The organism is Lachnospira pectinoschiza, from assembly GCF_020564355.1.
GTDB classification, from domain to species: Bacteria; Bacillota; Clostridia; order Lachnospirales; family Lachnospiraceae; genus Lachnospira; species Lachnospira intestinalis.
In genome coordinates, this window is record NZ_JAJCRR010000004.1 from 126,028 (window position 1) to 151,302 (window position 25,275).

The window sequence follows — 25,275 nt, forward strand, 5'->3', positions numbered from 1 at the left end:
TCAGGTTACTGAATTTTTAATGAAACGCACTTCCGTAAAACAGCCGTTTCATAAAATTATACATGCCCTTCTGCCATACATCACCGTCATGACCGCCCTCTGTTTCATAGAAAATGTGGTCGATAGACTTTTCGGTTAAAATGCGGTCATATTCAGCCCCGAAACGGCAGAAGTAACCGTGTTAGTCTTTGCCGTGCCTGTACCTGCGGACTGTCCGCACCCGGCAAGCAGGACAGAAACAGCTGTAGAAAGCGCGGCGGTGGTAAGAGCAGTTTTATAAAAATATTTTTTCAACATTGTAAATCCCTTCCTAAACAATATTTATACTATTAAAATTTACATCGTATAAGAATTTCTATGATAAAAATAGTGTAATACTTAAAGTTAAGTTTAAGTCAAGCCCTTACAGGAGATTTATTGTGAAATCACCTTTCGCATGGTATAATATGCGTAAGCAATGAGCCGTGCCGGACGAAAGTCTAAGGAAAAACTGTGCTTGCACAAAGCACTTTTAGACGATTTTATCTGATAGGACGAACACTCGACAGAGCAGGAAAGTTAGGCAATCCTGTTCCTGCACGGCGGGGTAAGAGAGAAAGCAAAGCATACAGACAGGAGGCAGGCATGCAGAGAGAAATACACGGCGGAAATGTATATGGCAGAGAGGTACGGCTGGATTTTTCCGTCAATATCAATCCACTGGGCATGCCACAGGGAGTAAGGCAGGCAATTACGGAATACACGGCATGGGACGAAACGTATCCGGATATTGAATGTACGGATTTGCGCAGGGCGATAGCACAAAAAGAAGGGATTGCGCCGGAGCAGATTCTTTGTGGAAACGGAGCATCGGAACTGCTGATGGCAGTTGTGCGTGCCGCCGCACCGGAAAAATGTGCCATAGCGGCACCGTCATTTTCAGGATATGAGCGTGCGGTGCGTGCCGCAGGGGCAGAGCCGGTATTTTATGAGCTTTTACATGACACGGGTTTTGGTTATGAAACAGTCTGTGACCGCTTGTCAAAAATGACGGTTCAGATGCTTTTTTTGTGCAATCCGAATAATCCCACGGGAAATACAATCCCGGAGCAGATTTTGACGGAAATTTTACAGTTTTGTGCATCAAAAAAAATCCGTGTTGTCGCAGATGAATGTTTTCTGCGGTTTCACCCGCATTATGAAAAAATGAGCTGTAAGCGCTTTTTAAAACAGTACCCGAATCTGCTCATCGTCAACGCATTTACAAAGTTTTATGCAATGGCGGGACTGCGGCTGGGGTATCTGATGACCGGGGATTTGTCATTGCTTCATGCGGTGGCACAGCAGCTTCCTGAGTGGAATGTGTCGTCAATCGCACAGCGTGCAGGAATTTCGGCATTACAGGATACAGAATATGAAAAGCGGACAAGGCAGTTGATTGAAAAGGAACGCCGATATCTGATACAGGAATTTTTAAAAATGGGTTGTACCGTATTTCCGTCCGAAGCGGATTATATTACATTCCGACTGCCGCAGGAAAAGACAGGATTTTTATTAAAGGAGCGGCTGTTAGAGGGGAAAATACTGATTCGCTCTTGTGCAAATTACAGGAATATGCCGCCGGACTGTTACCGCATTGCGGTAAAACAGCATGCAGATAATGAGGAGCTGGTCAGACAGGTTTGGCGGATTCTGATACAATGAATATCTGACAGCGCAGGGAAAGGATTTTAAAGAACAATGGCAAAAAATCTTATGGTGCAGGGGACGATGTCCAATGCGGGGAAAAGTATTGTCACCGCGGGAATTTTAAGAGTGTTAAAGCAGGACGGATACCGTGTAGCACCGTTTAAATCGCAGAATATGGCATTAAATTCTTATATCACAAAGGACGGACTGGAAATGGGCAGGGCACAGGTTATGCAGGCAGAGGCGGCAGGAATAGAGCCGTGTGTGCAGATGAATCCCATTTTATTAAAACCCACCAGTGATGTAGGCTCGCAGGTTATTGTAAACGGTGTTCCACTGAAAAACATGCCTGCAAAGGAATATTTTAAATATAAAAAAAAGCTGATACCCGATATTTTAAGTGCCTATGAAACATTAGACAGGCAGTATGATGTGATTGTACTGGAAGGTGCGGGAAGTCCGGCGGAAATTAATTTAAAACAGGACGATATCGTCAATATGGGCATGGCGGCACTGGTAGATGCACCAGTGCTTTTAGTGGGGGATATTGACAGGGGCGGCGTGTTTGCACAGCTGGCAGGAACACTGATGCTGTTAGAGGAAGAAGAACGCAGGCACGTAAAGGGACTGGTGATGAATAAGTTTCGCGGCGATAAAAAAATACTGGAACCGGGATTAGACCAGCTTTATGATATCTGCCATGTGCCGACAATCGGCGTGATTCCGTATACCAGACTGGATATTGAGGAAGAAGACAGTCTGGCAGAAAGCCTTTTACAGACGGCACTGCCGGACGAAACGGATATGCGGCTTGATATTGCGGTGATTCGTCTGCCGCACATTTCTAATTTTACGGACTTGGACGCGCTGGCACGGCTTGACGGTGTGCGCGTACGGTATGCAGACCGTGCGGAACAGATTCAGACACCGGATTTACTGATTCTTCCGGGCACAAAAAATACGATTGACGATTTGAAATGGCTTCGCCGCACCGGACTGGAAAGCCCGATTTTAAACTGTGCCAGAAAAGGAATTCCGGTATTGGGAATTTGTGGCGGCTATCAGATGTTAGGCAATGAAATTGACGACAGCTGTGGGGCAGAAACGGGAGAGGTAGTTCCGGGGCTTGGATTGCTTCCGGTAAAAACCGTTTTTTCATTAGAAAAGCACAGAAGCCGCGTAAAAGGTCGGATTTGTGCGCAATCCGGCATCTGGGGCAGCGTTTCGGGCTGTGAATGTACCGGTTATGAAATCCATATGGGCGAGAGCCGTATTTGCGAAGAAAATGCGCAGGGATTTATACAGCTTACCAATCAATCGGATTTATCAACACGCGCAGACGGCTGTGTCCGTGAAAATGTAGCAGGGACATATCTGCATGGGATTTTTGACGAGGTGGGATTTTGCGGGCGGCTCATAGAAACACTGTGCCGGCAGAAAGGCAGGAATTCGGCTGTGTCTGGGCAGATGAGTTTTTGGGAATACAAACAAAGAGAATATGATAAGTTAGCCGATGTGATTCGTGAAAATATGGATATGGAATATCTGTACCGTGTAATGGGGCTGGCGTAAAATAAAATCCGGAAACTGCTTTTCATCACGCAGTTTCCGGATTTTTTATCCAACAAATCTTTAACGGATTATTCCAACACAAGCAGAAGTGCCATTTTAAATCTGCCGTTTGCGGTTACGCTGTGAAGACCGTTCTTTTCAAAACGGAAACATTCACCGGCGCTGATTTCATAGTCTATTCCTTCATAGCCGATTGTCGCTTTGCCTTCCAGTGCGAAAACAATCGCATTGCCCGGTGCGCGGTGCGGTGTAAGACCTGTGCCTTCATCAAATGCCATTAACACATATTTCATTGATGGGTTGCTGGCTACGTCCATGTTGGCGATACTGCCTTCTTCATAAGAAATTAAATCTTTCAGTGCGAATACTTCATTTGTTTTTACATTTGCGTTCATAATGTTCTCCTTTTCAAAAATAATTTCAGTGTATACCAGTCCGTTTTCTGTTTGCATACCGCACAAAGTCTTTTCAGGGACAATGAGTGCCGTGCCGGGGGTGGCAAAAACATTTTTCGGTTCTTCACCCAGAAGAAATGTTCCGCTTCCGGCGTTTGTGATATACATGGTCATTCTGTCATAGCTTTCCTGACTGATAGAGGTTCCTGCACCCATTGAAAAATAGGTGATTTTATTGACCGTGCCAAGTCTGGAATCTCTTGAAACGGTCATGCCGCCCCGTATGGGACGCATATTTTCAATCGTAAATACCGGATTCAATAGGCTGTCCTCCTTTATTTTATTGTGCAAATCTATTATTGCCGTTTTTTTAAATATACACTACAATGGAGCAAAAAGGAAGTATGCACATTTAAGTTATATACTTACCTAAAGGTAAGTATAGCCGCAGATTCCACCGAAAGTAGAGTACAGCCTGTCAGAACGCGGCAAATCCCTGATACCGATACTTGTTTCCATGTGTGAGTGGGGCGGAAAACATAAAAATGATTTGATAGATTAAATTGACAGTGCATATAGAGAATAAAAATGAGCAAAAGGAGTGCGGAAAAAATGAGTAAACAAACGTTTACACCCAACAAAATTATTTCTTATTTTAAGACAGAGTGGGTTGTTTTACTGATTGTAACAGTGTCCGGGCTGATTTATAACTTAGGTCTGCTTGCGGGACCGTGGTTTGAAGGACGTATGACCGGTTGTCTGATTGACATTTTAAATGGAAGAAAGACATTTTATAATATGCTCATTCTGGTGGGATGTTACGTGCTTTCCATTGCGGTTGTGCAGGTGTCCCGCTATATCAAGCGTTTTTATGTCAGACGTTTTGCTAACAACGTCAACCGCCGCATGAAAGGTATTCTTTACGCCAGTCTGGTCGAAAAAAGCAGACCGGAGTTAAAGGAGCAGGGAATGGGCGATATTATGACAAAGGCGATATTGGACGTTGATGACTGTGTAGAGGGTATGCGGAAATTTACGACAGAAATATTTGATACCGGCATTGCACTTGCCGCGTATGCGGGCATGTTGTTGTATTACGACTGGCGTCTTGCCCTGCTTTCCATGCTTTTTCCGCCGGTATCTTATCTGCTTGCCGAAAAAATGAAGACCATTGTACAGCGGACCGGTGTGGTATACAAGGAACAGTCCGGTGCGTTAAGTTCGGCAACCTTAGACAGGGCAGAAAATGCCATTACTTACAGGGTGTTTGGCTGTGAACAGCAGCGTAAACAGGCTTATGAGGAAAATTTAACGGCATACGAAAAAGCCGCAGTCAGCGCAAATATCTGGAATACGATGATGCCGCCGCTTTATAAGGTCATTTCAATGACAGGTGTGCTGTTTATTTTATATTTCGGTGCGGCAAATGTGCTTGGAACAGGCTGGAAAGTCTGGACGGCTGCAATTTTTACAACATTTTTATCCTGCTTTACAAAGCTGTCCGTCAAATCCTCCAATGCGGCAAAATTATTCAATGCCGTGCATAAGGCACAGGTTTCATGGAAGCGTATTAAGCCGCTGATGAATCCGGTGATAGAAAATGAAAAGCCTGAAATCCGGACGGTTTCACAGTTATCGGTACAGGAGCTTACATTTGCGTATCCTGACGGTGAAAATATATTTGAAAACATTTCCCTTGCGGCAAAGCCTGGAGATATTATCGGTGTGACCGGAGCGGTTGCGTGCGGAAAATCTACTTTCGGCAAGGCATTTCTCGGAGAATATCCGTATCAGGGCAGCATCACGGTTGACGGTAAAGAGCTGGGCAGTCTGGACAGAAGACAGCACGCGGGCATTATCGGTTATCTGGGACATGCCCCGGAGTTATTTAATGATACTATTGAAAACAATATTTTAATGGGAGAAAATAAAAATGTATCCGATTACCTGAAACTGGTCTGTTTTAATGAAGAAGTACAGGCAATGCCGGACAAAGAAAATACAATGGTCGGAAACGGCGGCGTGCGGCTCTCCGGCGGTCAGGCACAGCGCCTTGCGCTGGCAAGAACGCTCTGTCATAAACGTCCGGTACTCATTTTAGACGACCCGTTTTCGGCACTCGATAAAGACACCGAAAAACAGATTTTTGCAAATCTGAAAAAATATATGGCAGACGGCATTGTGATAATAATATCACACAGACTGTATCTGTTCCCGCAGATGAATCAGGTAATCTGGCTGGAAAATGGACAGGCAGTAACCGGTACGCATGAAAAACTGATGCAGGAGATACCGGAATACGCACAGCTTTACCATGCGCAGGAAGGAGGAAGTATTTATGAACAGTGATTGTGGAAACATTATCAGACAGACTGTAAAGAAAAATGTTCTTCTGGCAGTGGGAATTGTTATCGCAGTGTGCGGAGCCGTTGTCATATCCCTGCTTCCGCCGCTTGTACTGGCAAAAATGATTGATGCTATGACACAAAAACAGAATGTCGGCTTTACCTTTGTGGCGCTTTATTTCGGGCTGACGGCGCTGACAGGTGTTATGGAAGCGTCAAGAGAAGGATTTCTGACGGTATTTGGACAGAAAATCACACATGCATTAAGAAGCAGTCTTATGGAAAAGTTTACAAGACTGACGGCAGACAGTTTAAACAAACAGGAACCGGGCGCACTGGTATCACGGTTTGTCGGTGATGTGGATACGGTAGAAAATCTGTTTACATCGGGCATTATCAGTATGTTTGCGGATGCCTGCCGCGTCATCAGTATTCTGGCAGTCATATGGTTTCAGAATAAGGGACTTGCGCTTGTACTGTTTATTTTACTGCCGTTTCTGTTCTGGTTTACACGATATGTCCAGAAAAATATGTTAGCTGCGCAGGTTGAAAACCGCCGTGCGGTCAGCCGTGCTTCCGGTCATGTGCCGGAAACCCTGCATAATATCCGTACGATTCACAACCTTTCCAAAGAAAATTATATGGAAAAACGATATGACGAATATATCCAGCAAAGCTATCATGCCATGGAAAAGACCAACTTTTACGATGCGGTCTATTCACCGGTCATTTTAATTTTAAATGCGGTTGTTGTTGCGGTAGTCATGCTTTTGTCTGCTTCCGGCAGTCCTAAGGTTCTGACACTGTTTGGTATGTCAGCCGGTACGGCGGTTGCAGTTATGAATTACATTTCGCAGATATTTACACCGCTTGAAAGTCTTGGCATGGAGATTCAGACCATTCAGTCTGCCATTGCGGGTGTGCAGAGAATCAATGAATTTTTTGCACTGCCGGAGCCTGCACCAAAACAGCATGAAAATACAGCAGATTCAAAACCGGTACAAAATAACGGTAAATCCTTTGTGGAATTTCGGGACGTCACCTTTGGTTATGACGAACATACGGTGTTAAAGCATTTAAGCTTTCAGGTAGAGGAAGGCGAGCAGATTACACTTTCAGGCAGAACCGGTGCCGGAAAAAGTACGGTATTTAAGCTGCTTCTGGGACTTTACGAACCGAGTGAGGGCAGTGTGTGGATTGACGGCAGAGAGGCAGCAGCGATTGACCGGAAGGACAGACGTTTTTTGTTTGGCTATGTAGAGCAGTCATTTCACAGAGTAGCGGGAACGGTCAAAGACCAGATTACGCTGTATGATGAAAAGATTTCCATGGAAAATGTAAAAGAAGCGGCAGAACTGACGGGACTGCATGATACAATTATGCACCTCCCGGACGGATATGACACCATCTGTACACCGGAACTGTTTTCACAGGGACAGTGGCAGCTTTTATCCATAGCGCGTGCGGCGGCGGCAAGACCGAAGCTTTTGTTATTGGATGAAATCACGGCAAATCTCGATGCCGAAACGGAAAAAGAAGTGCTTGAAGCGCTAAAGAGAGTATCCGAAAACAGAACGGTTATCTCCATTTCACACAGAGTATCCGCAAAAATGGGAAGAATCATTCCGATTGAGCAGAAACTATAGGAATAAAAGCGGATTTTATAACCGGCGGAAGTATGTTATACTAAAATACAACATACGCAAGGCGCATGTTACAGGCAGGAGAGAAGAAGCCTGTACATGTGCGGCAAAACAGTGCGGGAAAAAGAGAGGGAAATCAGATGATACGGTGTAATAACTGCGGAGCGGATATTGAGGAAACACAGACACAATGCCCATACTGCCATGCCATGCAGTATGAAGCATCGGAAAAAGAGTACATGAATCACCTGTACAAAATGAATGATACCATGGACGGACTTGATGAAAATGCAAACCGTTATATCCGGAACAGAATCATTTGTCATGCTGTCATTACGCTGGCGGCGGTTGCAGCAGCACTGCTTGTCGGGACTGCGTGGGGATATACAAAATATCGTTCTTATTATAATTCGGCTTCGGAACGCAGAGAGATTGCAGAGGGCATGGCATGGTATGATGAAAATGTGCCGCAGATAAATGAAGCCTACGAGCAGGGAAACTTTGCAGACATCAGTGAAGTGACGGCGGATTCTTATAAAAATAAAATATTACAGCAGTGGAAACATTATAATATTTTATATATTTATAAATATGCGTATTCAGATACACTGCGCTATGATGATAAAATCGCACAGGGAACGCCGCTTGAAAGCTATGAATTTGAAAATCTGTACCGCAGCTGCATGGAATATATGAATATGCTGGAAGATACGGACGGATATATGTACCGGTATTATAAAAGCTGTGATACACAGGAAAAAGAAATTATCAGTACGTGGACACAGCATGTAAAGGCAGTTCTTACAGATACCATCGGACAGTCGGAAGCCGACTATGCCGCAGACTATCAGGCTTTGTACGGGAACGGTGATGTCAGTAATTACAACATGTTCCGTGAAAAAGCACAAAAATATGAAAAATGACAGTGGGGAATATTTATGAAATGTAAAAATTGCGGTGCAGAACTGACAATGCTTGAAAAATTCTGTCCAAACTGCGGGACACCTAATGAACAGAGTCAGCAGCACATCAAAGATATGGAGCATTATGAACATGAATTTTCGGATACACAAAAAGAAGTTGTCCGTAACAGTAAATGGTTCATAAAATACATTGCACCGGTTACATCGCTGGTGATTGCGGGAATTGCAGCAGTCATAGTAACCATTCAGGCAAATCACCTCTGGGGATATAACCTGGCAGAACAAAAGCAGAAAAAATATAATCAGACACATGAGCAGGAAATCAAAGAACATTTACAGACACTGCTGGATAACGGGCAGTATGAAGAAGTGTATCAGCTCTACACCCGTCTGAACCAGCGGATGAGCGGAATGGGAAACAGCGGCTGGTATGATTTTTACAACATGACAGAAGGGTATCTGCGTCTGCGCAATGCCATTATGTTTTACTATAATCCGGAACTGTCAGAGCATTATTCCAAAGAAACGGCATTAAACAATGCGGCAGAAGCAATCTGTATGATAACCGGAAGCGCGCAGGGGAAAAGTTACAGGGAACGGGCGGCAGAGAGTATTCCTTATATGGAAGATATAAAAGAAAAAGCAGGGCTGTTTTTAAAGGATTACTGTAATTTTACACAGGCTGATATAGATTCGCTCGAAAACCGTGACAGAACATCGGTAATTGCATTACTGACGAGGAGAATGTTTGATGAAGAATAAAAAAAATCGTGTTAATATAACAGGAAAGCTGTTGTATCTGGTTGTTGCCATACTGGTTTTGATGATTATTCCGTCAGCGGCGGAAAATGCGTATGATTATTTCCGGGAAAAGCAGTCCAGAAAAGGATATACGTCAGAGAAGCTGTATGAGGATTTCTGCGATGGTGATTATGGCAGATTATCAGAAAAGGTGGCATATAACCGCGCTGTTGGAAGAACAGTCACAGAAGATGACAGGGACTACTATGCTTTCAGTGCCTGCTACAACAGCGCAGTTGATTATCATATGTACCGGACAGCCGGAAAAACAGACAAAGCTTCCGATACACTTGAGATATTTTATCAGAATGAATCAGAACTGAATCATTTGATTTTTAAGGACGCATTAACCGCGGTAAAAGAGGTATATGAAATTCCGTAAATCTGCGGCTTATTCTGCAGAGTCTGCAATCAGATTCTGGTACCAGTAATAGGAATCTTTCGGAATCCGTTTTTGTGTCGGATAATCAATATATACCAGTCCGAAACGTTCATCGTAACCGCTGTGCCATTCAAAATTGTCCGTAAAAGACCAGTGAAAATACCCCATGACGGGTGTACCCTCTTTTATGGATTCACTCAGCTGTAACAGATAGCGCGTCAGAAAATCAATGCGTTCAGCATCATGGACTTTTCCGTCAAGGAAAATGTGGTCATTGCAGGAAAGCCCGTTTTCAGTAATAAAAATCGGCAGATGATAGCGTTCATACAGAAAGCGTGTACCCCAGTTCATAACTTCGGGAGTGACAGGCCATTTCAGTGCTGTCTTTGGAAAACCTGCATATCGTTTCGTAAAACCGTCTGCACCGGCTTTGTGTCCGTTATAAATGTTCAGCCCCAGAAAATCCAAAGGCGGATTTAATTCGCTGCAGTCGTTCCACACATTTTTAAGGTGCTGTGTTACAAAATTCAGCGTATCATCTGATTTTAAATCAGCAGTAATCTCTGGCGCAAGTGCTTCAAAATCCGGTGCAAGTCCGTTGATAACCGCATCGCAGAAAATGTGATGACAGAATAAAATATTTTCTTTGGTATTGGCAAATGTCATAGTTCTTGCGGCACAGATATCCGCTTCATTTTCACTGCATGGATAGCACAGATTTCCGGTACTTGAAAAACCGATTTTGACCGGTTTCTTTGCAGCCCTGCGCATTGCGGGAACGGCAAGTGCATGAGCTTTGGCAAGTGCGTGGAGAATATCCAGTGTTTCCAGCATGGAAAGCCGGTATCCGGGCGCGTGAAGACCGTCATAATACCCCATTTTTGAAATAATCTGCGGTTCATTGATTGTGGAAAAATAAGTTACACGGTCCGAAAAATGTTCACAGATAACAGCAGCATAACGCACAAATGCTTCAATCGTATGCGCAGACAGCCAGCCGTCGCGGTCCGAAAGGGACTGTGGAAGGTCCCAGTGAAAAAGTGTAATGTGCGGCTGGATGCCATACCGGATACAGCAGTCTACAACACGGTCATAAAAGGCAAGCCCCAAAGGATTGACAGCAGGATCATCGCCGTTTGGAAAAATCCGCGGCCATGAAACAGAAAAACGGTACGCGCGGATACCGGCATTTGCCATGAACCGGATATCTTCTTCATAGTTATCATAATAACAGCAGGCAAGCGTTCCGTCAGAGCTGTCAGCAATGACACCGCTTTTCTGACAGAACGTATCCCAGATAGAAGCGCCTTTGCCGTCCCGGTTATAAGCCCCTTCGGTCTGATAGGAGCTGGAAGCTGTTCCCCATATAAAATCTTTTGGAAAATGAATATGTTTCATACAAAGTTCCTCCATTACATAATTGCAGTGACATGATATTCCGTCACATCTTTCTGATAAGGAATCATATTTCCTTCAACCGGAGTGCCGTTTACAAGAAGGGTTTTGATGCCTTTCTGCGATTTGGCAGAATTATCAACGTGAATATGATAAACGGCACCGCGGAAATGCCGTGTTACGGTAAATCCGGACAGGGTTTCCGGAATACACGGATCAATGCAGAGTCCGTCAAATTCAGGGCGGATACCGAGAATATACTGTGAAACATTTGTAAATGTCCATGCGGCAGTTCCCGTAAGCCAGCTGTTTTTTGCTTCACCGAAACGGCATGCATCTTTTCCGGCAATCATCTGCGAATAAACGTAAGCTTCCGTCCGGTGCAGGTCGCTGATATCCTGAAGATATGCCGGACAGATTTTTTTATAAATTTCAAAGGCGCGGCTGCCGTGTCCCAAAACAGTTTCAGCAATGGAAACCCAAGGATTGTTGTGGCAGAAGATACCGGCATTTTCTTTGTAGCCTTCCGGGTAAGATGAAATTTCACCCAGTTCAAGGTGATAGTATGTGTAAGCCGGCTGTAAAAGAACAATGCCATATTTTGTATCCAACCTGTTTTTTACGGACTCCAGTGCTTTTTCGGCAAGACCTTCCTTTACCCCGATTCCAGCCATGACACAGAAGCCCTGCGGCTCAATAAAAATCTGACCTTCTTCACATTCATGCGAACCGACCTTTTTTCCGGCGGCATCGTAGGCACGTAAGAACCATTCGCCGTCCCAGCCGGATTTTAAAACCGCCTGTATCATTTGCTCAACCTGCGCATCAGCATCATCAGCTTCTTTGGTAAGACCGGCATGGCGGCAGATTTGTGCATAGTCCCTGCCGTACTTTACATACATTCCGGCAATAAAAACAGATTCGGCAACAGGACCTTCGGAAGCGCCGGCAGTCTGGAAGGATTCATCGGGAACGGTTGAAAAACAGTTCAGATTCAGGCAGTCGTTCCAGTCGGCACGGCCAATCAGCGGCAGGTTGTGTGGTCCGAGATGTGTGGACGTAAAATGAAAAGAGCGGCGCAGATGTTCCATCAGCGGAGCCTGATTGTCCGGATTGCTGTCAAACGGTGTCATTTCATCCAGAATCGAATAGTCGCCGGTTTCTTTTAAATAAGCGGCAGTTCCGGCAATCAGCCATAACGGGTCGTCATTAAAGCCGCTTCCGATGTCTGCATTTCCCTTTTTGGTCAGCGGCTGGTACTGGTGGTAGGCACTTCCGTTTTCAAACTGGGTAGAAGCAATATCTAAAATACGCTGGCGCGCTTTATCCGGGATTAAGTGGACAAAGCCAAGCAGATCCTGGCAGGAATCCCTAAATCCCATGCCTCTGCCGATACCCGATTCAAAATAAGATGCGGAGCGGGACATATTAAAAGTAACCATGCACTGATACTGGTTCCAGATATTGACCATGCGGCAGAGTTTCTTATCGTCGGCTTCGAGCGTATAGCCGGAGAGCAGATGACTCCAGTAGTCTTTTAAACGTAACAGCGCATTGTCAAAATCTTTGATAGAAAGAAAATGTTCCATCAATTCATTTGCTTTTTTCTTGTTGATAATCTGTGGCGCTTCCCATTTATCATCTGCCGGATTTTCAATGTAGCCGAGCATAAAGATGAAATCACGGCTTTCGTGCGGTTCAAGCGTAATATCCAGCCGGAAAGAACCGCATGGCTGCCAGCCGTCGGCAACAGAATTGCAGGAAGTGCCGTTTCCAACGGACTGTGGTGCGGCAGGGGAGCCGTATGTACCAAGAAAGCTCTCGCGTGCGGTATCAAATCCGTCACACGCAGCATTTACAGCATAGACGGCATAGTGATTGCGGCGTTCACGGTATTCGGTTTTGTGATAAATGCAGGAGCGGCTGTCGCCCTTTACGACTTCGACTTCACCGGTGCTGTAGTTTTTCTGAAAATTATTCATATCTTCAACGGCATTCCACAGACAGAATTCAACATAAGAATAAAGACTGATGTTTTTTTTGCTGTCGGAAAGATTTTTCAGGCTGATTTTGTTTAATTCACAGTCGGCACCGATTGGAACGAGTGCGGTTACACAGGCTTCCAGTTCATTTTTAATACCTTTGTAAATCGTATATCCAAGACCGTGGCGGCATTCATAAGCATCCAGTGCGGTCTGTGACGGCTGCCAGCCAGGATTCCATACGGTGCTGCCGTCTTTGATATAGTAGTAGTGGCCGTTGCTGTCTAACGGTGCATTGTTATAGCGGTATCGGGTAAGACGCATCAGTTTGGCATCTTTATAAAAAGCATAGCCGCCGCCGGTGTTGCTGATCAGGCGGAAGAAGCTTTCGCAGCCCAGATAATTAATCCATGGCAGCGGCGTCTGTGGTGTAGTAATCACATATTCTTTATTTGTATCATCAAAATATCCAAAATTCATAGAAAACCTCCTTTTGTTAAGTTTACAGGTACTTTATGGCGGAAAAAATACGTGCCATTTAACGAAAACGATTAAGAAATGCCGGGAAATAAAAAGCCTGCCGGGCTTATACACTAGTATATGCAGAAAAACAGATAGAAAGTAATCATATTTATCTCTAAGCTGAGTATATTTTAATAAAAAGAAAAATGCAATGTTGAAATGAGAAAAACAGAAAAATAGTCAAAATGCACAAAAGTGTATATACAAAATGCACTAATTTTATAAAATGTCAAAAAAGAGTTGCATTTAAAATAATAACATGCTATATTGAATTTACGAAAACGATTAAGTAACTATTAACGGCTCAGACAAACGAGGTAAGTGACTATGGTATCTATGAGAGATATTGCAGACAGATGTAAAGTATCTGTTGCAACGGTCAGTAAAGCGCTGAACCATCATAGTGACATCAGCGAGGAAACCAGAAAGCGGATTCAGAAAGCGGCAGATGAGATGGGATATTATCCGAACTCGGCGGCGAGGGCATTAAAGACACACCGTTCCTATAATATTGGTGTTCTTTTAAATGACAAAGCAAACAGCGGTCTGACGCATGAATATTTTTCAGCGGTGCTTCAAGGTGTCAAAGTCGAGGCAGAAAGCTGCGGATACGATATTACATTTATTAATACGCACAGCAAGACAATGACTTATTATGAACATTGTAAATATCGTAATCTCGATGGAGTTGTTATTGCATGTACGGATTTTGAGTGTGAGGAAGTGAAGGAAGTTGTCAACGGAACGATTCCCACGGTAACGATTGACTACGTATTTAACAGCTGCACTTCGGTAAGCTCGGATAATGTAAAGGGGATGAGAGATTTAGTCCGGTATGTATATGAGATGGGACATCGCAGGATTGCTTATATACATGGAGAGGATGATTCGGAGGTAACAAAGCAGAGATTAACATCATTTTACAGGACACTTGAGGAATTGGGGATTGAGGTACCGGATGAATACGTGAAATCATCAGAGTATCTGAATTCAGTCAAAGCAGAACAGTTCACAGATGAACTGCTGGATATGAAAGATGCACCGACCTGCATATTTTATCCGGATGACCTGTCGAATACCGGCGGACTCAATGCAGTCCGCAAAAGGGGTTTAAAAGTGCCGCGGGATATTTCGACGGTAGGATATGACGGTATTAAATTATCGCAGATGTTAAGTCCGAAACTTACCACGCTGCGGCAGGATACGATGGAGATTGGAAAGAAGGCAGCCAAAGAACTGATAGCGGCGATTGAACGTCCGAAGACGACACTGGTAAAAAGAGTTATAGTTGAAGGAACTCTGATAGAGGGTGAAACTGTCAGAGATATCAGCTAAAGGGGTTTTTGAGGAGGTATTATTATGAAGAAGGGTAAATTTACAAGTTTAATGCTTGCGGGAATGATGGCAGTGACAACACTTGCAGGATGCGGTTCGGGAGGAAAACAGGCCGCTTCAAAGGTTGATACAAGTGAGGCAGCACAGGGAAAAGTATTGAATATCTACTGCTGGAATACAGAATTTCAGGACAGATTTGAATATTTTAAAAAGTCCGGAAAGCTTCCGTCAGATGTAAAAGTAAATTTCGTGGTTACACCGAATGAAAACAACGCATACCAGAATGCACTGGATGCAGCACTTTTAAAACAGAATGACGTACCGGCAGATGAAAAGATTGATATTTTCCTGATTGAAGCCGATTATGCGTTGAAATATGTTGACAGTGATTACACACTGGACGTTGTCAATGACATCGGACTTTCAAAGGATGCACTGGCTGACCAGTATCAGTACACCAAAGATATCGTAACAGATTCAAAGGGCGTACAGAAAGGTACAACATGGCAGGCAACACCGGGATTGTTCGCATACAGACGTTCCATTGCAAAAGATGTTCTCGGCACGGATGATCCGGATGCAGTACAGGCACAGCTTTCTTCATGGGATAAGTTTAATGCCGTAGCTGAAAAGGCATCTGAAAAAGGTTATAAGATGCTTTCCGGATATGACGATGCCTACAGAGTATTCTCAAACAACGTATCTGCACCGTGGGTTGATTCCAATAATAAGATTGTCATTGATGACAACATTATGAAATGGGTTGACCAGACAAAGACCTTTACAGAAAAAGGCTACAACAACAAGTCTTCACTTTGGGACAATGTATGGCAGGCTGACCAGGGTCCGAAAGGAAATGTATTTGGATTCTTTTATTCAACATGGGGTATTAACTTTACACTTCTTGGCAATGCATTGGAAACACCTGTAAAAGAAGGCGGTAAGGAAGAAGTCGGCAATGGTATTTACGGGGATTATGCCGTATGCCAGGGACCACAGAGTTACTACTGGGGCGGTACATGGATTTGTGCAGCAGCCGGAACCGATAATCCGAACCTGATTAAAGAAATTATGCAGACAATGACCTGCGATAAGGATACAGAAGTCCAGATTACAAAAGATACACAGGATTACACCAATACCATTTCCGGCATGAATGAACTTGCAAACAGCAATTTCAAGTCAGACTTCCTTGGCGGACAGAACCATATTAAACTCTTTGCAGAAGCTGCACCGAAGATTAATATGAAGAATATTTCAGCATATGACCAGGGATTAAATGAAGAATTCCAGAAGGCAATGAAGGATTACTTCGACGGAAATGTTACAAAAGACAAGGCACTTGATAATTTCTACAAGGCCGCAACAGAGAAATACCCGAATCTGACACATTAATAACATGACAGTATAAGGTGACAGGCACGCCTTGAAATCATTGAATTGTTATCAGAATAAAGCTGGTTTCAAGAAACGGGTTTCAGGGCGTGCATTTGTTTACCGGAAATGGAGGGCGGCATGAAAAGAAAAAGAAGATCAAAATGTGTAAGTTATGCAAAGTGGGGATATATATTTTTGATACCGTTCTTTCTGGTATATTTTATTTTTCAGCTGCTTCCGCTGATTTCCACTTTCTATAACAGCTTTTTTGAAAATTACAGAGTGGGTCTTATGCAGATAGGACCAAAGTTTGTAGGATTACAGAATTATAAAGAAATACTATTTAACAGCGAATTGCCGATTTATTTGAAAAATACGTTTATTATCTGGATGATGGGCTTTATTCCGCAGATGTTTTTCTCACTGCTGCTTGCATCCTGGTTTACGGATTTGCGATTGAGATTGAAATGTACGGGATTCTTTAAGACCGTTATTTATATGCCGAACCTGATTATGGCATCTGCATTTTCAATGCTGTTTTACACCATATTTTCAGATGTAGGCCCGATTAATAACCTGCTGAATTCCATGGGACTTCCTACATACCGGTTTCTTTCGGAAGTTGCAGGCGCAAGAGGTCTGATTGCACTGATGAATTTCCTCATGTGGTTTGGTAATACGACCATTGTTTTAATGGCAGGTATTATGGGAATTGATACCAGTATTCTTGAAGCTGCAAGAATTGACGGGGCGAATTCTATTCAGATATTCAGACGCATTACACTTCCGATTATCCGTCCGATTATGGCATACACCCTTGTAACGTCGCTGATTGGTGGTATTCAGATGTTTGATGTTCCGCAGATTTTAACAAACGGTAACGGTAATCCGGACAGAACGAGCATGACGGTTATTATGTATCTGAATAAGCATTTATATAGTAAGAACTATGGCATGGCAGGTGCGTTATCCGTGATTTTGTTTATCATTACGGCGATACTGAGTGTTGCGGTATTTAAGTATGTTACCAAAGATATGGTAAACGTAGGGGAAAAGAAAGTTAAAAAGGCAAAGGGGGTATAGATTATGAGCGCTGTCAGCAAAAAGAAATCCGATAAAAAGGATAAAATCATCTTGAATATACAGAGAACTTTGTGCTATATCGTATTAATTATCATTTCTATACTGTGCCTGTTTTCTTTTTACGTACTGCTGATTAATACGACAAGGTCCCACCCGGATATACAAAAAGGATTCTCTTTAATTCCGGGAAAGTCATTTTTTGTCAATCTGACGAATCTGTTGAAGGATAAACAGCTTCCGGTCTTAAAGGGAATGTGCAACAGCCTTCTGGTAGCTTCCGGTTCGGCAGTGCTTTCCGTATATTTTTCGGCACTGACGGCATATGCAATCCACGCATATGATTTCAGGTTTAAGAAAGCAGCATTTACCTTTATTATGGTCATCATGATGGTGCCGACACAGGTATCTGCACTTGGTTTTATTAACCAGATGAGCAACATGCGGTTGATGAATTCATTTATTCCGCTGATTATACCGTCCATTGCATCACCGGTTGTATTCTTCTTTATTAAGCAGTATATGGACAGCGTGCTTCCGATGGAGCTGGTTGAAGCAGCCCGGATTGACGGAGCGCATGAATTCAGAATCTTTAACCAGATTGTACTGCCGCTGATGAAACCGGCAATTGCCGTGCAGGCGATATTTACATTCGTGTCATCATGGAATAATTACTTTATTCCATCCCTGCTGTTAAACAAAGACAGTAAAAAGACACTTCCGATTTTGATTGCGCAGTTAAGAAGTGCCGACTTCTTAAAGTTTGATATGGGCAAGGTCTATATGATGCTTGGCTGTGCCATCTTACCGGTTATCATCGTTTATCTGTGCCTGTCAAAATTTATTGTACGGGGCGTTACACTTGGCGGTGTGAAAGGTTAAGAGTAAAAATACAATTTAAAATCCGGGATTTACAAAAAATGACGAGGAAAGCGTCCGTGTTTTTGTAAATCCCGGATATTTTATTGCCGGAAAATGAATTTGCAAATGTTTTGCAAATCTGTTGACAGTACGAAATGAATGTGCTACAATTCCAAAATGCAAATGATTTGCAAATTGGTAACAGCAAGCTTCACTTGTTGTTGGCAGTATTGTGCCGCAGGCATTAAAATGCCTGTGGAATGGAGGATAGCACAAAAAAGAATCGAGGAAAAATCATGCAGAACGGTTATAAAACCAAAAGCAGAAGCTATATTATGGAGTTTTTTACGGCACACAAAGAGCAGATTGTCAGTGCGGCGGATATTCACCATTATTTAGAGGAGAACGGCAAGCAGGTCAATCTGGCAACGATTTACCGGAATCTCGACAAGATGACGGACGAAGGCATTTTGTTAAAATATAAGACCGCAAAAGATGAACATGCGGTTTACCAGTATACGGACGGACACCCGGAATGTCACGAACATCTGCATTTACAGTGCGTGCGCTGTGGACGGGTGATTCATCTGGAATGTGGATTTATGAAAGATATCCGGGCACATCTTGAGGAACATCACGGATTTGCCCTGGAGTGCAGCAGTTCTGTGCTGTACGGAATGTGCAGGGAATGTAAGGAAATGGAGAGCGGCAGTCATGAAAAGAATCATGAATAAAATAAAAGAAAAAAGCGCTGTTATATGTGCGTTTCTGCTGTGCATAACGTCTATCGCGGCAATGGCGGGCTGTGGGAAACTGCCTTCGTCTTTTGTGACTTCGGATAAAATCAAAGTGGTATGCACGACATTTCCGCAGTACGACTGGGTGCGGCAGATTTTAGGAGAGAACGGTGACGAATTCGAGATTAAACTGCTGACGGACAACGGTGTGGATATGCACAGCTACCAGCCGTCCACGGCGGATATTGCGGCAGTGGCTTCCTGTGACGTGCTGGTGTACACTGGAGGAACATCTGAAAACTGGGTGACATCGGCATTAAAAGAAGCGGTAAATCCCGATATGACCGTTGTAAATCTCATGGACTATTTAGGCGATTCCGTAAAAGAGGAAGAACTGGCAGAGGGTATGCAGGGGGACAGCCACGGACACACCCACAGCCATGCACAGGAAGACGATGACCATGACGAGGCACATGACGGCAGTCATGACCACGGTGAAGAACATCATCACGAAGATGAAATCGAATATGATGAACACATCTGGCTTTCCGTAAAAAATGCAGAAAAGATTGTGGAAGAATTAACAAATGTTCTTGCCGGGAAAGATACCAAACACGCACAGGCAATCCGGGAAAACGCAAGCGCTTATCAGAGCCGGTTAAATGAACTGGATACACAGTATGCGCAGGCTGTACAGAGCGCAAAGCATGACACCGTGCTGTTTGGTGACCGCTTCCCGTTCCGCTATCTGGTTGACGATTACGGAATCAATTACTATGCGGCATTTGCGGGGTGCAGTTCGGAAACTTCCGCAAGCTTTAAAACGGTCGTTTTTTTATCGGGAAAAATCGACGAACTGGGATTGTCCAAAGTGCTGGTAATTGAAAATTCGGGAGAACAGGTGGCAAAGACTGTTATTGAAAATACAAAAAATAAAAATGCCGAAATCCTGACACTGGATTCCATGCAGTCTGTCACGAAAAAGCAGATAGCGGACGGGTACACGTATCTTTCAGTGATGGAGAAAAATCTTGAGGTCTTAAAGGCGGCATTAAATTGATGATAAAAAATCTGTGTATTGAGAATTTATAACGGCAGATACACACTGGAAAGGAGCAGTTATGGCTTATATAACATGTGAAGATCTGGCACTGGGCTATGAAGGAAAAGCAGTGACGGAGCATATACATTTTACGGTAAACAAAGGGGACTACCTTTGCATTATCGGTGAAAACGGTGCAGGAAAAAGTACGCTGATGAAGACCCTGTTACGTCTGATACAGCCCATTTCGGGAACAATCGAAACGGGGGACGGACTGTCAGCCTATGAAGTCGGCTATCTGCCACAGCAGACGGCAGTGCAGAAGGACTTCCCGGCATCGGTTATGGAGATTGTGCTGACGGGAACGTTAAATAAAAGCGGCTGGAAGCCGTTTTACAGCAGACAGCAGAAAAATGAAGCGCAGCAGAATATGGAAAAAATGGGTATCTGGAATTTAAGAAACCGCTGTTACCGGGAGCTTTCCGGCGGGCAGCAGCAGAGAGTCCTGCTAGCAAGGGCGCTGTGTGCCACAACCAAGCTGCTTCTTTTAGACGAACCGGTGGCAGGGCTGGACCCGAAAGTAACGGCTGAAATGTATCAGTTGATTGAACAGCTTAACAAGAGCGGTGTCACGATTATTATGGTATCGCATGATATTCAGGCGGCGTTAAAATATGCGAGCCATATTTTACAGATAGGAAAAAAACAGCTCTATTTCGGCTCAAGCAAAGACTATCTGGAAAGTGACGCATGGAAATTACTGGAAGGAACGGAGGAGAAAGACAATGAGTGATATGATAACAACACTGGCATTTTATATGCGTTTTCCGTTTGTGCGTTATGCGCTGATTGTAGGTGTGCTGATTGCGCTGTGTTCCTCACTGCTCGGCGTGACGCTGGTTTTAAAAAGATTTTCGTATATCGGTGACGGACTTTCGCATGTCGCATTCGGCGCAATGGCGGTGGCGGCGGTTTTGAACCTGACCAATGACACCCTGCTTGTCATGCCGGTGACGGTTGTGGCGGCAATTCTGTTACTGCGCACCGGACAGAATACCAAAATCCACGGAGATGCGGCAATCGCCATGCTTTCCGTCGGTGCACTGGCTGTCGGCTACCTTTTGCTGAATCTGTTTTCGACATCGACGAATATTAACGGGGATGTGTGCGGAACGCTGTTTGGTTCAACGTCCATTCTGACACTGACGACAGCCGAGGTATGGCTGTGTGTAGCGGCTTCGGTCGTGGTGATTTTTATATACGTTTTCTTCTATAATAAGATATTTGCCGTTACATTTGATGAAAATTTTGCAACGGCAACCGGCATGAAGGCAGACCGCTATAACCTGCTGATTGCCGTGGTAACGGCAGTCATTATCGTGCTTGCAATGAACCTTGTCGGTTCCCTGCTGATTTCGGCACTGGTGATATTCCCGGCGCTGTCTGCCATGCAGGTGATTAAAAATTTCAAAGGTGTAGTCATCTGTTCTGCCGTGATTTCGGTGCTGTGTGCGTTATTCGGTATTCTGGCATCCGTACTGTTTTCAACGCCGGTCGGCTCAACGATTGTGGCGGCGGATATTGTTGTGTTTGTTGTAATGGCAGTTATCGGAAAATGCGTTGCCGGAAGGTGATTTTAAAAAGTGATTTACGATGATATATTTTATGAAAGAACCGGTATGGGAGTGAAATCCTGTACCGGTTCTTTTTTGCTGTTTTGACAGCAGAGAATGATATTGTTTTTTTCATATATAATGGGCAAAAAGGTAAAAATTGGAATGCATACTGATACTGTGTATACATTCAAAATACGATTAAACAAGAGGAAAGAACAATGGGTTACACAACATTAAATAAAGATGAAAAAGAAGAAGAAAAAAAGGTTCTAATTCTTTTCACGCCCACCTTCTTACCCTTCGGACAAGAAGTATCCCTCGCTCAAAGAACTCGGTCAATTCCGATTTTCTTAATTCAACAAATTTAAATTTTCACGATAAATAAGAGTATATAAATAAGATGAAAAAGAATATGAGTCAGGTGATTCATATTCTTTTTCAAATCACATTGACAATCATCTATGTATTGTATATAATGACATATAGATAAATATCTATGCGAGGTGACTGAAATGAATACTATGGATGTTGCACTTATTTGTAAAGCTCTTGGAGATAGCAATAGACTTCAAATTGTACAAATGTTATCGGAGGGCGAAAAATGCGGCTGTAAACTTTTAGAAGCTTTTAAAATTACCCAGCCAACTCTTTCTCATCATATGAGAATATTAACAGAGTGTGGTTTGGTAAATGCACGTAAGGAAGGAAAATGGAGTCATTATTCTTTAAACTGTGAAACATTGAAGGAATATAAACAGTTTATTGAAGGGTTATCCTGCACTGATGGTAAAGGGGGCTGTTGTAATTCATGATTTGGGAGTTTATTCAGAATCAGATATTGGGAATGAAGTGGCTTAATGAACTGATAGGAAATGCACTTACCATGATGGGATTAGATATAAATACCAGAGTGGGTGGCAGCATTCAATTTTTTATTTATGATGTTCTGAAAATTACAGTGCTGCTCTGCTTCTTAATCTACATGATTTCCTATATCCAAAGCTACTTTCCTCCGGAAAGAAGTAAGAAGATCATGGGAAGATTTAAAGGTATCTCTGCACACTGCATAGCAGCTTTGCTTGGAACGGTCACACCGTTTTGTTCCTGCTCATCTATTCCTTTGTTTATAGGATTTACAAGTGCAGGACTTCCGTTAGGAGTAACCTTTTCCTTTTTGATTTCATCTCCTATGGTTGATCTTGGCAGTTTGATTCTTTTGATGAGTATTTTTGGAACAAAGGTTGCAGTGGTATATGTTATATTCGGACTTGTGATTGCAGTAGCTGGTGGTACCCTTATTGAAAAAATGCACTTAGAAAATTATGTGGAGGCATTTGTAAGAAATGCAAGTGCAGTGGATATTGATTCTCCAACATTAACACAAAAGGAAAGATTGGAATATGCGAAAGACCAGGTAGTATCTACATTCAGAAAAGTATTTCCTTATATTGTGGTAGGTGTAGGTATTGGTGCATTGATTCATAACTGGATTCCGGAAGTTTGGGTAGAAAGTATTCTTGGAAGTAATAATCCTTTTGGCGTAATATTAGCAACCTTAATCGGAATTCCCATGTATGCTGACATTTTTGGGACAATACCGATTGCAGAGGCTTTGCTTGCAAAAGGTGCCCAGCTTGGAACTATTTTATCTTTTATGATGGCGGTAACCACATTGAGCCTTCCATCTCTGATTATGCTAAGAAAAGCAGTTAAACCAAAACTTCTTGGAATTTTTATTGCTATCTGTGCAATCGGAATTATAGTTGTTGGTTATGTATTTAACACATTACAATATTTTATGATATAAAAGGAGAATGATTATGGCATTATTTGGATTAGGTAAGAAGAAAGACGAAACAAAATCATCATGCTGCTGTGGTGGAACCTGCACGCCTGAGACAATGGAAAAGGCAGAAGAAAAGAAAAACAGTATGGGGGTAAAGATTCTTGGTGGTGGTTGTGCAAAATGTAATCAGCTTGAAGCTGCAACGGTAGAAGCGCTAACTGAATTAGGTATGGATACAACCATTGAACATATTAAAGAATGGGGAGAAATTGCCTCTTATGGAGTAATGACAACACCAGCTTTGGTTATTGACGGAAAGATTGTTTCCTTTGGCAAAGTATTAAAGAAAGAAGAGGTTATTAAGATTCTCAAAGAGGTCAGAGGATAATGGAAAAGAAGAAAATTGCTTTTGTTTGTGTTCATAATTCATGTAGAAGCCAGATAGCTGAGGCATTAGGCAATCATTTGAGAGGCAATGATTTTGAATGCTATTCCTGTGGAACAGAGACTAAACCACAGATAAACCAGGATGCGGTCAGACTGATGAAAAAGTTATACGGGATTGATATGGAAGAAAAACAGTTTAGTAAAACTTATGATAAAATTCCGACACCTGATATTGCTATTTCAATGGGATGTGATGTGGGATGTCCGTATATTGGCAGATATTTTGATGATAACTGGGGATTACCAGATCCAACAGGACAGAGTGATGAAGTCTTTAAAGAAGTAATTAAGCAAATTGAAGAAAAAATCATGTTATTATAAAAAGAGAAAACTTCCAGTTGAACAAAATCGCTGCGCGATGGCCTGCCAAGGCTGTGGCGCAGTTTTTCTACTTTTTCTAAAAAAGGCAGTTGCTTCTTTTCTTAAAAATAGTTATTGTTAAGTTACCACACAAAACATAACACAAAAGAAAGAATCACTGCCTATGAAAATAATACCATTACTAGGCTGCTTTCACAAGCAGTTTTATTTTGCAAATGCACCTCCATGATAGGTAGTTTCTATTATTTGTCATTCAATATGGTGGGTTTCTCTTAATAATAGGATTAGGAGCGTATTTGTTCATAAAGCACCTCGCTAACCCGTTGTTGTTATGGAACATTTCAAACGGGGTTCAAAGTTATTATATGATTTTATGCCCTACTCTTTTGCTGATTTTGTTTTTGGGCTTCATTACAGTTACAAGAACCCTCAAAATTTTAATGTATTGGAGCAATTATTTTTTGATAGATGTGTAAGTGATTAAAAGAATATCTATATTGAGCTAGATTTATTAGAAGATTAATAGCATCTTGACAGGATAAAAAAAGCGGTGTATATTATTAAAGTTCAAAAACGAACAGTTCAAAATGAAAGAAGGTGCATTTGTGAAAAATTATTTTGCACATTGTGTTGATGTAGAAGAATTGTATGAAAATATGGTATCTCCTGTTTGTGAAAAATACGAATTGACTTATATGGAGTTTACAGTTCTTATGTTTTTAGCAAATAATCCCCAGTATGATACAGCTACTCAAATTGTTAGATATCGTCATCTTGCTAAATCCCATGTATCTGTTTCAATTCGCTCTTTACAGGAAAGAGGATTGATTTTAGGGGAACATAAGGGAGGGAATCACAGAACCATTCACTTAAGTGTTGCTGGCAAAGCAACAGATATTATTGCAGCCGGGCGTGCGGCACAGAACAAATTTTGTGAAATAGTATTTGCAGGATTTTCAAAGAAAGAAATGGAAAAGCTGCAACAGTTTACAGAGCAGGTAAACAGAAATATCAAGGAATATACGAACAGTTAGGAGAGGTTTAT

Annotated in this window: 25 protein-coding genes and 1 pseudogene; 22 read left to right on the forward strand and 4 right to left on the reverse strand. The window is 42.7% G+C overall.

All coding sequences use genetic code 11. The annotated features are described in order from the left end of the window. Positions 1-135 precede the first annotated feature (135 nt). Positions 136-297 carry a hypothetical protein gene (locus LI288_RS09410; RefSeq protein ID WP_227090217.1) on the reverse strand — a complete coding sequence of 54 codons (162 nt, stop codon included), beginning with the start codon at positions 295-297 and terminating at the stop codon, positions 136-138. 327 nt (positions 298-624) lie between these two features. Between LI288_RS09410 and LI288_RS09415 the strand changes: the two genes are divergently transcribed. Together LI288_RS09415 and LI288_RS09420 are read left to right on the forward strand one after the other, a co-directional pair. After that, positions 625-1,683 (forward strand): pyridoxal phosphate-dependent aminotransferase, encoded by a 1,059-nt coding sequence (locus tag LI288_RS09415; protein ID WP_227090218.1) that lies wholly within the window; start codon positions 625-627, stop codon positions 1,681-1,683. 36 nt (positions 1,684-1,719) lie between these two features. Beyond that, positions 1,720-3,240, forward strand: coding sequence for a cobyric acid synthase (locus LI288_RS09420; RefSeq protein ID WP_227090219.1), 1,521 nt, complete (start codon positions 1,720-1,722; stop codon positions 3,238-3,240). Positions 3,241-3,308: 68 nt separating this feature from the next. On the opposite strand, the gene LI288_RS09425 is transcribed toward LI288_RS09420, so the two are convergent. Next, complete coding sequence (locus LI288_RS09425) at positions 3,309-3,956, reverse strand: cupin domain-containing protein (protein ID WP_227090220.1); 648 nt, start codon at positions 3,954-3,956, stop codon at positions 3,309-3,311. A gap of 124 nt (positions 3,957-4,080) precedes the next feature. On the opposite strand from LI288_RS09425, the pseudogene LI288_RS09430 reads away from it, so the two are divergent. The 6 genes and pseudogenes from LI288_RS09430 to LI288_RS09455 form a co-directional block, all read left to right on the forward strand. Beyond that, positions 4,081-4,197 (forward strand): annotated as a pseudogene (locus LI288_RS09430) (winged helix-turn-helix transcriptional regulator); the annotation flags it as partial. A gap of 50 nt (positions 4,198-4,247) precedes the next feature. Next, the gene (locus LI288_RS09435) at positions 4,248-5,984 is read left to right on the forward strand and encodes an ABC transporter ATP-binding protein (protein ID WP_227090221.1); all 1,737 of its coding nucleotides are present in this window, start codon (positions 4,248-4,250) and stop codon (positions 5,982-5,984) included. Further along, complete coding sequence (locus LI288_RS09440) at positions 5,974-7,626, forward strand: ABC transporter ATP-binding protein (protein ID WP_227090222.1); 1,653 nt, start codon at positions 5,974-5,976, stop codon at positions 7,624-7,626. The genes LI288_RS09435 and LI288_RS09440 overlap by 11 nt, the downstream gene beginning before the upstream one ends. Positions 7,627-7,763: 137 nt before the next feature. Next, the gene (locus LI288_RS09445) at positions 7,764-8,546 is read left to right on the forward strand and encodes a zinc ribbon domain-containing protein (RefSeq protein WP_227090223.1); all 783 of its coding nucleotides are present in this window, start codon (positions 7,764-7,766) and stop codon (positions 8,544-8,546) included. Between the two features lie 15 nt (positions 8,547-8,561). Further along, complete coding sequence (locus LI288_RS09450) at positions 8,562-9,308, forward strand: zinc-ribbon domain-containing protein (RefSeq protein ID WP_227090224.1); 747 nt, start codon at positions 8,562-8,564, stop codon at positions 9,306-9,308. Continuing rightward, positions 9,298-9,729 (forward strand): hypothetical protein, encoded by a 432-nt coding sequence (locus LI288_RS09455; RefSeq protein WP_227090225.1) that lies wholly within the window; start codon positions 9,298-9,300, stop codon positions 9,727-9,729. Before LI288_RS09450 ends, LI288_RS09455 begins: the two co-directional genes overlap by 11 nt. A 9-nt stretch (positions 9,730-9,738) precedes the next feature. Here the strand turns inward: LI288_RS09455 and LI288_RS09460 are convergent, their stop codons facing one another. Both LI288_RS09460 and LI288_RS09465 read right to left on the reverse strand, forming a co-directional pair. Next, positions 9,739-11,127, reverse strand: a complete 1,389-nt coding sequence (locus LI288_RS09460; protein WP_227090226.1) for a glycoside hydrolase family 1 protein — start codon at positions 11,125-11,127, stop codon at positions 9,739-9,741. Between the two features lie 14 nt (positions 11,128-11,141). After that, a complete protein-coding gene (locus LI288_RS09465) occupies positions 11,142-13,586 on the reverse strand; it encodes a GH36-type glycosyl hydrolase domain-containing protein (RefSeq protein ID WP_227090227.1) in 2,445 nt (814 codons plus the stop codon). Positions 13,587-13,955: 369 nt separating this feature from the next. Between LI288_RS09465 and LI288_RS09470 the strand changes: the two genes are divergently transcribed. From LI288_RS09470 to LI288_RS09535, 14 genes are all read left to right on the forward strand, one after another. Beyond that, positions 13,956-14,963 (forward strand): LacI family DNA-binding transcriptional regulator, encoded by a 1,008-nt coding sequence (locus LI288_RS09470; RefSeq protein ID WP_022431522.1) that lies wholly within the window; start codon positions 13,956-13,958, stop codon positions 14,961-14,963. 24 nt (positions 14,964-14,987) lie between these two features. Next, positions 14,988-16,358: an ABC transporter substrate-binding protein gene (locus tag LI288_RS09475; protein ID WP_227090228.1), complete on the forward strand. Its 1,371-nt coding sequence runs from the start codon at positions 14,988-14,990 to the stop codon at positions 16,356-16,358. Between the two features lie 120 nt (positions 16,359-16,478). Continuing rightward, positions 16,479-17,423, forward strand: coding sequence for a carbohydrate ABC transporter permease (locus LI288_RS09480; RefSeq protein WP_227090229.1), 945 nt, complete (start codon positions 16,479-16,481; stop codon positions 17,421-17,423). Between the two features lie 3 nt (positions 17,424-17,426). Next, positions 17,427-18,302, forward strand: coding sequence for a carbohydrate ABC transporter permease (locus tag LI288_RS09485; RefSeq protein ID WP_227090230.1), 876 nt, complete (start codon positions 17,427-17,429; stop codon positions 18,300-18,302). 275 nt (positions 18,303-18,577) lie between these two features. Beyond that, on the forward strand, positions 18,578-19,015 hold the full coding sequence (locus LI288_RS09490) for a Fur family transcriptional regulator (RefSeq protein WP_227090231.1): 438 nt from the start codon (positions 18,578-18,580) through the stop codon (positions 19,013-19,015). After that, positions 18,996-20,078 carry a metal ABC transporter substrate-binding protein gene (locus tag LI288_RS09495; RefSeq protein WP_227090232.1) on the forward strand — a complete coding sequence of 361 codons (1,083 nt, stop codon included), beginning with the start codon at positions 18,996-18,998 and terminating at the stop codon, positions 20,076-20,078. The genes LI288_RS09490 and LI288_RS09495 overlap by 20 nt, the downstream gene beginning before the upstream one ends. Positions 20,079-20,139: 61 nt before the next feature. Continuing rightward, the gene (locus tag LI288_RS09500; RefSeq protein ID WP_227090233.1) at positions 20,140-20,853 is read left to right on the forward strand and encodes a metal ABC transporter ATP-binding protein; all 714 of its coding nucleotides are present in this window, start codon (positions 20,140-20,142) and stop codon (positions 20,851-20,853) included. Position 20,854: 1 nt separating this feature from the next. Next, positions 20,855-21,694 carry a metal ABC transporter permease gene (locus tag LI288_RS09505; RefSeq protein WP_440311449.1) on the forward strand — a complete coding sequence of 280 codons (840 nt, stop codon included), beginning with the start codon at positions 20,855-20,857 and terminating at the stop codon, positions 21,692-21,694. A 200-nt stretch (positions 21,695-21,894) separates the two neighbouring features. Continuing rightward, the gene (locus tag LI288_RS09510; protein ID WP_227090235.1) at positions 21,895-22,044 is read left to right on the forward strand and encodes a hypothetical protein; all 150 of its coding nucleotides are present in this window, start codon (positions 21,895-21,897) and stop codon (positions 22,042-22,044) included. A gap of 144 nt (positions 22,045-22,188) precedes the next feature. Continuing rightward, the gene (locus LI288_RS09515) at positions 22,189-22,488 is read left to right on the forward strand and encodes an ArsR/SmtB family transcription factor (RefSeq protein WP_022431514.1); all 300 of its coding nucleotides are present in this window, start codon (positions 22,189-22,191) and stop codon (positions 22,486-22,488) included. Beyond that, the gene (locus LI288_RS09520) at positions 22,485-23,483 is read left to right on the forward strand and encodes a permease (protein WP_022431513.1); all 999 of its coding nucleotides are present in this window, start codon (positions 22,485-22,487) and stop codon (positions 23,481-23,483) included. Before LI288_RS09515 ends, LI288_RS09520 begins: the two co-directional genes overlap by 4 nt. A 13-nt stretch (positions 23,484-23,496) precedes the next feature. After that, a complete protein-coding gene (locus LI288_RS09525; protein ID WP_022431512.1) occupies positions 23,497-23,850 on the forward strand; it encodes a thioredoxin family protein in 354 nt (117 codons plus the stop codon). Beyond that, complete coding sequence (locus tag LI288_RS09530; protein ID WP_022431511.1) at positions 23,850-24,230, forward strand: arsenate reductase ArsC; 381 nt, start codon at positions 23,850-23,852, stop codon at positions 24,228-24,230. Before LI288_RS09525 ends, LI288_RS09530 begins: the two co-directional genes overlap by 1 nt. A gap of 587 nt (positions 24,231-24,817) precedes the next feature. Beyond that, positions 24,818-25,264, forward strand: a complete 447-nt coding sequence (locus LI288_RS09535; RefSeq protein ID WP_227090236.1) for a MarR family winged helix-turn-helix transcriptional regulator — start codon at positions 24,818-24,820, stop codon at positions 25,262-25,264. Positions 25,265-25,275 lie beyond the last annotated feature (11 nt).